Below are 11,522 nucleotides of genomic sequence, written 5' to 3' on the forward strand. Positions count from 1 at the left end.
TTCGTTCGCGTCTGGTTCTCGACGAATATCGTTGGCGGAAAGCCGATCAATTCGGCAGTACACCGAACGAAGTCCGTGCAAAACAAAAACCCCGCGGCTCGCACCGCGGGATTTTGCGTTTCGTTGGTTTCGCGCCGCTTAGTGCGCCAAGGACTCAGTGCGCCAGAACCGCCAGCAGCAGCAGCGCCACGATGTTGGTGATCTTGATCATCGGGTTCACCGCCGGGCCCGCCGTGTCCTTGTAGGGATCGCCGACGGTGTCGCCGGTCACCGCGGATTTGTGGGCGTCAGAGCCCTTGCCGCCGTAGTGACCGTCCTCGATGTACTTCTTGGCGTTGTCCCAGGCGCCGCCGCCTGAGGTCATCGAGATCGCGACGAACAGGCCGGTGACGATGACGCCGAGCAGCATGGCGCCGACCGCGGAGAATGCCGCTGACTTGCCGGCCGCGCCGCCGCCCGCGATCGCATAGATCACGAAGTAGACGAAGATCGGCGACAGCACCGGCAGCAGCGACGGGATGATCATCTCCTTGATCGCCGCCTTGGTCAGCAGGTCGACCGCCTTGCCGTAGTCCGGCTTGTCGGTGCCCTGCATGATGCCGGGCTTCTCGCGGAACTGACGGCGCACCTCTTCAACGATTGCGCTGGCGGCGCGTCCCACCGCCGTCATGCCCATCGCGCCGAACAGATACGGCAGCAGGCCGCCGAACAGCAGACCAACCACGACGTAGGGGTTGTTGAGCGAGAAGTCCGGATTGACGCCCTTGAAGTAGACGTGGTTGGCGGAGTCGCTGATGAAGAATTTGAGGTCCTGGTTATAGGCCGCAAACAGCACCAGCGCACCGAGACCGGCGGAGCCGATCGCGTAGCCCTTGGTCACCGCCTTGGTGGTGTTGCCGACTGCGTCGAGCGCGTCGGTCGACTTGCGCACTTCCTTCGGCAGGCCCGCCATTTCGGCGATGCCGCCGGCGTTGTCGGTGACCGGACCGAAGGCATCGAGCGCGACGATCATGCCGGCCAGCGCCAACATGGTCGCGGTCGCGATCGCGATCCCAAACAGGCCGGCCAGGCTGTAGGTGACGAGGATGCCGGCGATGATGACGATCGCGGGCAAGGCTGTCGCCTCCATTGAGATCGCGAGGCCCTGGATCACGTTGGTGCCGTGACCTGTGACGGACGCCGCCGCAATCGACTTCACCGGGCGGTAGTCGGTGCCGGTGTAGTACTCGGTGATCCAGATGATCAGGCCGGTGACGACCAGACCGACCACGCCGCACTCGAACAGCGCCATGCCGGTGTAGTCGACGCCGTCGAGCTTGCCGAAGCCGATCAACCAGTTGATGACGAGCGCGACGCCGACCAGCGACAGCACGCCGGTGGCGATCAGGCCCTTGTAAAGGGCGCCCATGATCGACTGGCTGGCGCCGAGCTTGACGAAGAAGGTGCCGATGATCGAGGTGATGATGCAGATGCCGCCGATCGCGAGCGGCAGCGTCATCATGTTCACCAGGATCGGCGTCTTGGCGAAGAAGATCGCCGCGAGCACCATGGTGGCGACCGCGGTCACCGCATAGGTCTCGAACAGGTCCGCCGCCATGCCGGCGCAGTCGCCGACATTGTCGCCGACGTTGTCGGCGATGGTGGCCGGGTTGCGCGGATCGTCCTCGGGGATGCCGGCCTCGACCTTGCCGACGAGGTCGCCGCCGACGTCAGCCCCCTTGGTGAAGATGCCGCCGCCGAGACGGGCGAAGATCGAGATCAGCGAGGCGCCGAAGCCGAGCGCCACCATGGCGTCGACCACGGTGCGGCTGCCCGCCTCCAGACCCATGAACTTGACCAGGATCATGAAGTAGATGGTGACGCCGAGAAGCGCCAGACCGGCAACCAGCATGCCGGTGATCGCGCCTGCCTTGAAGGCGAGCTCGAGGCCGCCGGCGAGCGAGGTGGTCGCTGCCTGCGCGGTGCGGACGTTGGCGCGCACCGAGACGTTCATGCCGATGAAGCCGGCCGCACCCGACAGGATGGCGCCGATCGCAAAGCCGATCGCCACCAGCAGGCCCAGGAAGTAGGCGAGCACCACGAAGATCACGATACCGACGATGCCGATCGTGGTGTACTGCCGCCGCAGATAGGCCTGTGCGCCCTCGCGCACCGCGGCCGCGATTTCCTGCATGCGGGCATTGCCCGCATCCGCGTTCAAGACCGACTGCGTCGCCCAGATCGCGTAGACGATGGAAAGCGCCCCGCAGAGCACAATCAACCATAAAGCTGTCATGTTGCCTCAGATCCTTGATGTAACCCCCGCGCCTTCTTGTGCCGCTAGGGGGCGGCAGGCGCTTATTTTGCGAGGACAATCCTCCCCAAGAACGGATTGCCTCAAATCGGGCGCGACCTTGCCAAAATCGTTACCGCTGTGCAACGCCACCTGTGGCCGAAAACGCCGATATCGGCAGCTATTTAGAAGGAAAATCGGCGCCGTCAGGCGCAGCAGTTCTAGAACCTTCCGTTCCGATCGAATCGGAACGGGGCTCTAGATTCCTGTATTGACGCGTTTTCTTCACGCGAACCGGTGCCCACTTCGCTCGAAAACGCTTTAAAAATGGCTGTAGGACAGCCGCTTCAGCGCCAGTTCCCTGCCCTGTCCGTCAAGGAAGCTTGGCGGCGATGAGCCTGCGATGAGGCCGCCGATGGCGGTCACCGCGACCTTGGCCTGCCGTGCCTCCCGCACAAAGGCGTCCACGCGATCGCCCGGGACCGCGCACAGGATCTCGTAATCGTCGCCGCCGGCCACCAGGGTCTCGAACCCGATCGCCTTGCGCGCGAGGAGCCCCGCGGCCGCTGATGACAACGGGATGCTCGGCGCGTTGATCACGGCCGTCACACCACTAGCTGCGCAAAGCTTGGCCAGATCGCCGGCGAGACCATCGGACACGTCCATCGCCGCGCTGGCGTGGGCGCGGACGGCATTGGCCAATGCGTTGCGCGGCTGCGGTACACGGTAGCGGGCGGCAAGAAAATCCCGGCCGGCGGCATCGTCCGCCAGATCAGCCGCGACCGGACCGCCCTGGAGCACATCGAGCCCGAGCGCGGCATCCCCGATCGTGCCGGTCACGAACAGGCGGTCGCCGGCCCTTGCCCCCGCGCGATGCACCATCTTGCCCTGCGGCAGCCGGCCGAACGCGGTGATCGAGATCATCAGCGGCCCCGGCGTCGACACCGTGTCGCCGCCGAGCAGCGGGCAGCCGTAGTGGCGGGCATCCTCGCCGAGCGCCTGGGCAAAAGGCTTGAGCCAGGCCTCTTCGGCCTTGCGCAGCGCCAGCGTCAGCACGAAGCCCGCCGGCGCCGCGCCCTTTGCCGCGATGTCGGAGAGGTTCACCCGCAGCGCCTTGCGCGCCAGCGTATCGGGCGGATCGTGGCTGAGGAAATGCACGCCCTCGACGATGGCATCGGTGGTGACCACGATGTCCTCGCCGGCCGCCCGCAGCGCGGCGGCATCATCGTCGAGCCCGAACGCACCCGGATCGCTCGCCAGCGGCTTGAAATAGCGCGCGATGAGGGAATCTTCGCCGGAGGGATCGTTGTGACGCTCTGTCATGTCGCGCGCCTTACCCTCAGCTGTCACGCCCGGCTTGACCGGGCGATCCAGTACGCCGCGGAAGCTGTTGTTGCCAATAACCGCCGCGGCGTACTGGATCACCCGCATCCGCGGGTGATGACGGCGGAATACGTGGTTCAGCCCCGCACAAACTCATCGCCGCGGAACTGGCGCGCGATCTGGTCGAGCACGGCGTTGACCATCCCGGTCTCGTCCTTCTCCACAAAGGCGTGCGCGACGTCGACATATTCGGACACCACCACGCGGCCCGGCACGTCCCTGCGATGCTCGAGCTCGTAGGAACCGGCGCGAAGCACCGCACGCAAGATCGCGTCGATCCGCTTCAGCGGCCAGCCCTTCGACAGCGCCTCGTCGATCAGGGGATCGAGCTTGGCCTGGTCGCGCACCACGCCGGAGACGACATCGCGGAAGAACGCCGCTTCCGCCGGCAGATATTTCTCGCCCTCGACCTCGTTGCCGAGCCAATGGCTCTCGAACTCGGCGAAGATGTCGTTGATACCCGCGCCACCAATGTCCATCTGGTAGAGCGCCTGCACGGCTGCGAGCCGTGCGGCGCCGCGCCGGTTGGCTTTCCGGTCGGGGGCTTTCGCGGGCTTCTTGCTGTCAGGCATGGTCAGGCCTTTGCCAGGCGGCGTTTGATCCGCAGCATCGCGATCGCCGCGCGCGCCGCGTCGCCGCCCTTGTTCAACTCGCTGGCGCGCGCCCGCGCCCAGGCCTGCGCCTCGGTGTTGACGGTGAGGATGCCGTTGCCGAGCGGGAATTTCCGGCTCACGGCCAGATCCATCAATCCGCGCGAGGACTCCTGCGAGACGATCTCGAAATGGATGGTGTCGCCGCGCACCACGCAGCCGAGCGCGATCGCCGCGTCATAGGGCTTGCCGTTCGCGGCCGCCGCATCGATCGCAATCGCGATTGCAGCCGGAATCTCCAGCGCGCCCGGCACCGTGATCACGTCGTGGGTGGCACCCGCGGTCTTCAGCTCGGCGAGCGCGCCTTCCAGCAGCGCATCCTGGATGTCGTCATAAAACCGTGCCTCGACGATCAGCACGCGAGCGCCTGTGATGTCGGTCTGGTCCTTCAGGGGTGCGCGCCGCGCGTCAGCCATTTACGTATCCATATCATTTTGTTGACATTTACCGATAACGTTGAATGTCAACGTTTCGCGAGTTTGTAGTCGCCTCAACGACTGAAGCCAAGCAGGAATGCTCTCGCAATGTCATTCCGGGGCGATGCGTAAGCATCGCACCCGGAATCTCGAGATTCCCAGATGCACAATTGTGCATCTGCGGTCTGGTCCTTCGGACCATCCCGGAATGACCGCTAGGATGACGGCCAGGCCGTCACTTCATCTCCGCCAGCCGTGCCGCGTAGCGGGCCATCAGATCGACCTCGATATTGACCTCGCTGCCGGCCTTCCAGCCGCTCAGGGTGGTGACGGCGAGCGTGTGCGGGATGATCAGCACCGAGAACGTGACGTCGTCGACCGTATTCACGGTCAGCGACACGCCGTCCAGCGTGACCGATCCCTTCGCCGCGATGAAACGCGCCAGTTCGCGGGCGGTTCGAAGCTCGAACCGCGCCATGTCGGGCAGATCGTCGCGCTTGACGATGGTGGCGATGCCGTCGGCATGCCCGGCCACGATGTGACCGCCGAGTTCGTCGCCGATCTTGAGCGCCCGCTCGAGATTAAGCCGACCGCCCTGCGCCCAGTGCTTGGCGGTGGTCATGCCGAGCGTCTCGGCCGCGGCATCGACGTCGAACCAGGTCTTGCCATCCGCGGTGCCGGAGGCGACCACGGTGAGGCAGACGCCATTGCAGGCGATCGAGGCGCCGTCGGCGATCGTGGTCTGGTCGTAGTCGCAGGCAATCCGCATCCGGTGCAGCTGCCCCTGCGCCACCGGCTTCAGGCTGGTGATCTCACCGATATCGGTGACAATTCCGGTAAACATTACGCACGCTCGTAGATAGTGAGACTGTCGTTATCGAGGGTTTCGCTAGCACGAACCTTGAAGCCCGGCGACTGCGTGATTGCGTCGAGCGGCAATGCGTCCAGCGCGGGAACGCCTTCGGCGCCGATCGTACCAGGTCCGCGCAACAGCCAGATTTCATCGACAAGACCGGCTGCAATGAAAGAACCTGCTACCCGCGCCCCGCCCTCAATCATCAGCCGCGTGATCCCCTTCTCCGCCAGCGCATGCAACACCGCCGGCAGGTCGAGCCCCACGGGCGCGCCGGATGCAACGCGGATCACCTCTGCCCCGGCAGCACCAAGCTTCATCGCGGCCGGCGCCTCCGCAAGATCAGAGGTCATCACCCAGAGCGGCGTTGCGCGCGCCGAATGCACCAGGCGGCTGTCGCCTGATATGCGCAGCGCGCGATCCAGCACCACCCGCACCGGCGAGCGCGCCGCCATGCCGGGCAACCGGCAGGTCAAGAGCGGATCGTCGGCTCTGACCGTGCCGATACCGACCAGGATCGCATCGCTCTGCGCGCGCAAAAGATGCACGCGCCTCCGTGCGGCCTCGCCGGTGATTGCAACCGGCCTGTGGCCGCCGGCTGCGATCTTGTCGTCGGCGGACACCGCGAGCTTGAGGATGACATGCGGGCGCTTGTCGCGGATGCGGCGGAAGTGTCCGGCATGGTCGCGCGCGGCCTCCGCCGCACACAGCCCGACATCGACCGCAATCCCGGCGGCGCGCAGCTTGGCGTGTCCCTTCCCGGCGACTTCCGGGTTGGGATCCTCGATCGCGGAGACCACGCGGGCGAGCCCGGCCGCAACGACGGCATCAGCACAGGGCGGCGAGCGGCCGAAATGCGAGCAGGGTTCGAGCGTGACATAGAGCGTCGCGCCGCGCGCGGCCTCACCGGCGCGCCGGAGCGCCTCGACCTCGGCATGGGGGCGGCCGCCCGGTTGGGTCCAGCCGCGGCCGACGATCACGCCGTCCTTGACGATAACGGCGCCGACTGCCGGATTGGGCCAGGTGCGCCCGAGCCCGCGACGGCCGAGCGCCAGCGCAAGCTGCATGAAGCGCAGATCAGCGGCCTTGGCCGTCTCCTTGGCCTGTTTGGCTTTCTGCCCGAGCTGCTCTTCCAGAATCCGGAAGATCATTTTCGCAACGTCGCGACCCGCGGGTCCTCTTCGCCGGTCAGTTCGTCGAGCACGGCCTCAAAATCCTTGGCCTCGCGGAAATTACGATAGACCGAGGCGAAGCGCACATAGGCGACGTCGTCGAGCTGGCGCAGATGCTCCATCACGATCTCGCCGATCGCCTCCGAGGAGACCTCCGCCTCGCCGCCGCTTTCGAGCTCGCGCACGATGGTCGACACCATCTTCTCCACCCGCTCCGACTCCACCGGGCGCTTGCGCAAGGAGATCTGCAGCGAGCGCACCAGCTTGTCGCGGTCGAACGGCACGCGGCGGCCGTTGCGCTTGATGACGGTCAGTTCGCGCAGCTGCACCCGCTCGAAGGTCGTGAAGCGGAAGTTGCAGGCCATGCAGACGCGCCGCCTGCGGATGACAGCGGAGTCCTCGGTCGGACGCGAGTCCTTGACCTGCGTATCGAGAGAGTTGCAGCTCGGACAACGCATTCGACGAGACCCTTACGAGCGAACTCTACTAGTAGATCGGGAAGCGATCGGTCAGCGCCTTGACGCGTTCCTTGATCGCGGCCTCGACCAGCGACGCCTTGCCGTCCGGCGATTGCGCCAGCGCGTTGAGCACTTCCGCGATCATGCCGCCGACCTGCTTGAACTCGGCGACGCCGAAGCCGCGCGTGGTCGCCGCCGGCGTACCGAGCCGCAGGCCCGAGGTGACGAACGGCTTCTCGGGATCGAACGGGATGCCGTTCTTGTTGCAGGTGATGGCGGCGCGCACCAGCGCCTTCTCCGAGATGTTGCCCTTCAGCCCCTTCGGCCTGAGGTCGACCAGCATCAGATGGTTGTCGGTGCCGCCGGAGACGATGTCGAGACCGTGGCTGCGCAGCGTCTCCGCTAGCGCCTTGGCGTTCTCGACCACGTTCTTGGCGTAGACCTTGAAGTCGGGCCGCAGCGCTTCCGCGAACGCCACCGCCTTGGCCGCGATCACGTGCATCAGCGGGCCGCCCTGCAGGCCGGGGAAGATCGCCGAGTTCAGCTTCTTGGCCAGCGTTTCGTCATTGGTGAGGATCAGGCCGCCGCGCGGACCGCGCAGCGACTTGTGCGTCGTCGTGGTGGTGACGTGGGCGTGCGGCACCGGCGAAGCATGCACGCCGCCGGCGACGAGGCCCGCGAAATGCGCCATGTCGACCAGCAGATACGCGCCTACGCTGTCGGCGATCTCGCGGAAGCGCTTGAAGTCCCAGGCGCGCGAATAGGCCGAGCCGCCGGCAATGATCAGCTTCGGCTTGACCTGCTCGGCCTGCTTCTGGACTTCGTCCATGTCGATGATCTGGTCCTCGCGGCGCACGGTGTAATGCGCGGCCTTGAACCACTTGCCGGACATGTTGACCGGCGAGCCGTGGGTGAGATGGCCGCCGGCCGCGAGGTCGAGACCCATGAAGGTGTCGCCGGGCTGCAGCAGCGCCAGAAACACCGCCTGATTCATCTGGCTGCCGGAGTTCGGCTGGACGTTGGCGAAGCCTGCGCCGAATAGCTTCTTGGCGCGCTCGATCGCCAGGGTCTCGGCGACGTCGACCCATTCGCAACCGCCATAGTAGCGCGCGCCCGGATAACCTTCCGCGTATTTGTTGGTCATCACCGAGCCCTGCGCCTCCAGCACGGCGCGGCTGACGATGTTTTCCGAGGCGATCAGCTCGATCTCATGACGTTGCCGACCGAGCTCGCCCTTGATCGCGGCGGCGATCTCGGGATCGGCCTCGGCGAGACCAGCCGTGAAGAAGGAATCGGGCGCGGAAGCGGTTTTGGAGGACGAGGTCATCGGCGAAATATCTCCACCGCCGCAAGCCCTTAGGCAGGATGCGGACGGTCACGAGTGGCGGTCGAAGCTGGTTTCAGAGCGTTATCACATCGCCCCAAAATGGCCAAGCGGTTGCGGTCCCCGGCGGTCAATTATGCCAGATATGGTGGGGATGGCGGGGATTGCCAGCAATCGGGCCGGCCCCCGCCGTCCGGTTCCAGGCGCCCCGGCGGGGCATGGTTGCGCCGCCCCGTGAGAGCGGACGAGACGCCCCCTGCCGGATTGCCCAAACGTGCGGACTGACGACTCCGGTGCTCGTCTGCCCGAACTGTTCGTCACCCTCGCGCGTCACGAACACCACATGCACGCGACTTGCGAACCTCTCGATCACAACGCCCGCGATGGCGATGCATCGAGTCAACGCGACGATGTCTCACGTGACGATTTTGAATCGTTCGATGTTTGAATCGTTCAACACTGGATCGATTCAAGGCACTCACGCGACGCGTGCAATTGTCTGTCGCACTCCGTTGTCTCGCGGTCACACACACGCGCATTGCGCACAGCTTCGATAGCTTCTAACCGCGCGCGGGCTATTCCCGAAAATCATCGTGATAACGACTCGCTCGAGAATTTTTTACGGAGCGTGGAATAAATGTCGTGCAGGTGGATTGGGTCGAGGCAGCTCGCTGTTTCGGCAACGGTGGTGCTTTCGCTTGTTGGTGCGGACGAGGTCTTCGCCCAGACGCAATTGCCGTCCGTGACCGTCGAGGCGCCGCACCGGCAATCGGCGAGATCGCAGCAACAGTCCTCACAACGCACTGCGCGTGCGCGAAGTGCCGCGCGCCGTGCCACGACCGCGCCTTCGGGAGCGCAGCCGCAGATCGCGCAACAAGCCGCCGGCGCAGGCGGCGGACACGAACGCGCCAACGGTCCGGTCATCGGTTATCTGGCGCGGCAGAGTTCAAGCGGCACCAAGACCAGCACGCCGATCATCCAGACGCCGCAATCGGTGACGGTGATCAGCGCCGAGCAGATCCGCGACCAGAAGATCGTCAGCAAGTTCGACGAGGTGCTGCGCTATACGCCCGGCGTGGTCGGCGGCACCTACGGCGCCGACTTCCGCAACGACTGGTTCCTGATCCGCGGCTTCCCCGCGCAGAACGAGTCACTGTTCCTCGACGGCCTGCAGCTGTTCTACACCTCCTATGCGAGCTGGAAGCTGCAGCCCTTCAATCTCGAACGCGTCGAGGTGCTGCGCGGCCCGTCCGGCATCCTGTACGGCGGCTCGGCGCCGGGCGGCCTCGTCAACGCGATCAGCAAGCTGCCGTCGGCCGAACCAATCCGCTACATCGAGACCGGCATCAACAATTTCGGCAACGCCTATACCCAGTTCGACATCGGCGGCGCGGCGGCGCAGCCCGGCGGCGGGCAAGTGCAGTACCGCCTGGTCGGCCAGGCCCAGGGCGGCAGCACCCAGACCGACTATGTCTACGACAACAATTTCTTCTTCGCCCCGTCAGTGACCTGGCGGCCCGATGCCGACACCAGCCTCACCGTGTTCGGCATGGCCTCGCACAGCAACACCCGCGCGTTGAACTTCCTGCCCTATGTCGGCACCGTCACCAACGCGCCGTTCGGCCGGATTCCAACCAGCCTGTTCGTCGGCGATCCCAGCGTCGACCAGTTCCGCCGCGACCAGGAGATGGTCGGCTACCAGTTCCAGAAGAGCATCTCCGACGGCGTGGACTTCCGCCAGAACGCGCGCATGGCACATGTCGACGTCTACTATGCCGGCCTCTACGGGCTCGGCTACGCGACGACGCCGGCCGCCGCCGACATCACGCGCGGCAATTTCTACACCCGCGGCATCGCCACACAGCTCAATCTCGATAACCAGCTCGAATATCGCTTTGCGACCGGCGCGCTGCAGCACACGGCGCTGGCCGGCGTCGATCTGAAATATTACGGCATCGACGACCGGCAAGGTTTTGGCATGGGCACGAACCTCAACCTGCTCAATCCGGTCTACGGCACCAATCTGCCGTATAGCGGCCCGCTGTATCAGAACGCCTATCTCACGCAGGGGATGGCCGCAGTCTATCTGCAGGACCAGGTCAAGCTCGACCGCCTGACCGTGGTGCTGTCGGGACGCCAGGATTGGGTCGATCTCAACAACAACAACCGGATCGGCGCTTCGCAGAGCCGCGACGACAGCAAGTTCTCCGGCCGCGTCGGCGCGATCTACAATTTCGACTTTGGCGTTGCGCCCTATGTCTCCTACATGACCGGCTACAATCCGGTGATCGGCACCAATGCGGCCGGTCAATTGCTGCTGCCGGAAACCTCCGAGCAGACCGAGGTCGGCGTCAAGTACGAACCGGTCGGGCTCAACGCACGGTTCGGCGTCGCGCTGTTCGACCTGAAGCGCAAGAACGCGCTGACCACCGATCCGAACAACACCCTGTTCCAGACCCAGAACGGCGAGGTCACCTCGCGCGGCGTCGAGCTCGAGGCGGTCGCGAATATCACGCGCGACTTCAAGCTCGTTGCGAGCTACACCAATTACGAGCTGTTCGTCAGCAAGGACCTCAACCCCGCGCTGATCGGCACCGTGCCGACCAACACGCCCCGGCAGCTCACCTCGGTCTGGACCGACTACACCTTCAGCGACGGCCCGCTGCGCGGCTTCGGCCTCGGCGGCGGCATCCGTTACGTCGGCTCGTCCTTTGCGGACCAGGCGAACACCGCGCGCGTCCCCGCCTTCGTGCTGGGCGATCTTGCCCTGCATTACGAATGGGACAACCACTGGCGCGCGGCGCTCAACGTCGTGAACGTCACGGACAAGATCTATGTCGCGAGCTGCGCGACGATCAGCTCCTGCTACTACGGCGATCGCCGCCGCATCACGGCGAGCCTCGGCTACAAATGGTGAGCTGAACATTCAGTTCACGAAAAACCTGGAAACAAAGCGGCGGCGTTTAGCCGCCTCTCTTTTTCGGCCGTCGTCAG

9 protein-coding genes are annotated in these 11,522 nt (G+C 65.2%); 1 reads left to right on the top strand and 8 read right to left on the bottom strand.

All coding sequences use genetic code 11. The annotated features are described in order from the left end of the window. Window positions 1-154 precede the first annotated feature (154 nt). The 8 genes from WDM24_RS22975 to glyA all read right to left on the bottom strand — a co-directional run bounded on the left by WDM24_RS22975 (window position 155) and on the right by glyA (window position 8,531). The gene (locus WDM24_RS22975) at window positions 155-2,275 is read right to left on the bottom strand and encodes a sodium-translocating pyrophosphatase (protein ID WP_166205509.1); all 2,121 of its coding nucleotides are present in this window, start codon (window positions 2,273-2,275) and stop codon (window positions 155-157) included. A 318-nt stretch (window positions 2,276-2,593) separates the two neighbouring features. Beyond that, the gene (gene thiL / locus WDM24_RS22980; RefSeq protein ID WP_338827029.1) at window positions 2,594-3,595 is read right to left on the bottom strand and encodes a thiamine-phosphate kinase; all 1,002 of its coding nucleotides are present in this window, start codon (window positions 3,593-3,595) and stop codon (window positions 2,594-2,596) included. Window positions 3,596-3,732: 137 nt separating this feature from the next. Continuing rightward, window positions 3,733-4,227, bottom strand: a complete 495-nt coding sequence (gene nusB, locus WDM24_RS22985; RefSeq protein ID WP_166296910.1) for a transcription antitermination factor NusB — start codon at window positions 4,225-4,227, stop codon at window positions 3,733-3,735. Between the two features lie 2 nt (window positions 4,228-4,229). After that, entirely contained in the window at window positions 4,230-4,721 is a 492-nt protein-coding gene (gene ribH, locus WDM24_RS22990) for a 6,7-dimethyl-8-ribityllumazine synthase (RefSeq protein WP_166205512.1), read from the bottom strand. A 235-nt stretch (window positions 4,722-4,956) separates the two neighbouring features. Continuing rightward, complete coding sequence (locus WDM24_RS22995; RefSeq protein ID WP_338827030.1) at window positions 4,957-5,565, bottom strand: riboflavin synthase; 609 nt, start codon at window positions 5,563-5,565, stop codon at window positions 4,957-4,959. Further along, complete coding sequence (ribD, locus tag WDM24_RS23000; protein WP_338827031.1) at window positions 5,565-6,725, bottom strand: bifunctional diaminohydroxyphosphoribosylaminopyrimidine deaminase/5-amino-6-(5-phosphoribosylamino)uracil reductase RibD; 1,161 nt, start codon at window positions 6,723-6,725, stop codon at window positions 5,565-5,567. Before ribD ends, WDM24_RS22995 begins: the two co-directional genes overlap by 1 nt. Next, complete coding sequence (gene nrdR / locus WDM24_RS23005) at window positions 6,722-7,204, bottom strand: transcriptional regulator NrdR (protein ID WP_029081130.1); 483 nt, start codon at window positions 7,202-7,204, stop codon at window positions 6,722-6,724. Before nrdR ends, ribD begins: the two co-directional genes overlap by 4 nt. Before the next feature lie 28 nt (window positions 7,205-7,232). After that, window positions 7,233-8,531, bottom strand: a complete 1,299-nt coding sequence (gene glyA, locus WDM24_RS23010; protein ID WP_338827033.1) for a serine hydroxymethyltransferase — start codon at window positions 8,529-8,531, stop codon at window positions 7,233-7,235. A 634-nt stretch (window positions 8,532-9,165) separates the two neighbouring features. Here glyA and WDM24_RS23015 point away from each other — a divergent pair. Continuing rightward, on the top strand, window positions 9,166-11,445 hold the full coding sequence (locus tag WDM24_RS23015; protein WP_338827035.1) for a TonB-dependent siderophore receptor: 2,280 nt from the start codon (window positions 9,166-9,168) through the stop codon (window positions 11,443-11,445). Window positions 11,446-11,522: the final 77 nt, after the last annotated feature.

This window comes from Bradyrhizobium sp. 27S5 (assembly GCF_037217225.1).
Lineage (GTDB): Bacteria > Pseudomonadota > Alphaproteobacteria > Rhizobiales > Xanthobacteraceae > Bradyrhizobium > Bradyrhizobium septentrionale.

Excerpts from the sequence above, each read along its gene's own strand:
- thiL (WP_338827029.1), bottom strand. The coding sequence starts at position 3,595 with ATGACAGAGCGTCACAACGATCCCTCCGGCGAAGATTCCCTCATCGCG.
- WDM24_RS23015 (WP_338827035.1), top strand. The coding sequence starts at position 9,166 with ATGTCGTGCAGGTGGATTGGGTCGAGGCAGCTCGCTGTTTCGGCAACG.
- ribD (WP_338827031.1), bottom strand. The coding sequence starts at position 6,725 with ATGATCTTCCGGATTCTGGAAGAGCAGCTCGGGCAGAAAGCCAAACAG.
- glyA (WP_338827033.1), bottom strand. The coding sequence starts at position 8,531 with ATGACCTCGTCCTCCAAAACCGCTTCCGCGCCCGATTCCTTCTTCACG.
- ribH (WP_166205512.1), bottom strand. The coding sequence starts at position 4,721 with ATGGCTGACGCGCGGCGCGCACCCCTGAAGGACCAGACCGACATCACA.
- nrdR (WP_029081130.1), bottom strand. The coding sequence starts at position 7,204 with ATGCGTTGTCCGAGCTGCAACTCTCTCGATACGCAGGTCAAGGACTCG.
- WDM24_RS22995 (WP_338827030.1), bottom strand. The coding sequence starts at position 5,565 with ATGTTTACCGGAATTGTCACCGATATCGGTGAGATCACCAGCCTGAAG.
- nusB (WP_166296910.1), bottom strand. The coding sequence starts at position 4,227 with ATGCCTGACAGCAAGAAGCCCGCGAAAGCCCCCGACCGGAAAGCCAAC.
- WDM24_RS22975 (WP_166205509.1), bottom strand. The coding sequence starts at position 2,275 with ATGACAGCTTTATGGTTGATTGTGCTCTGCGGGGCGCTTTCCATCGTC.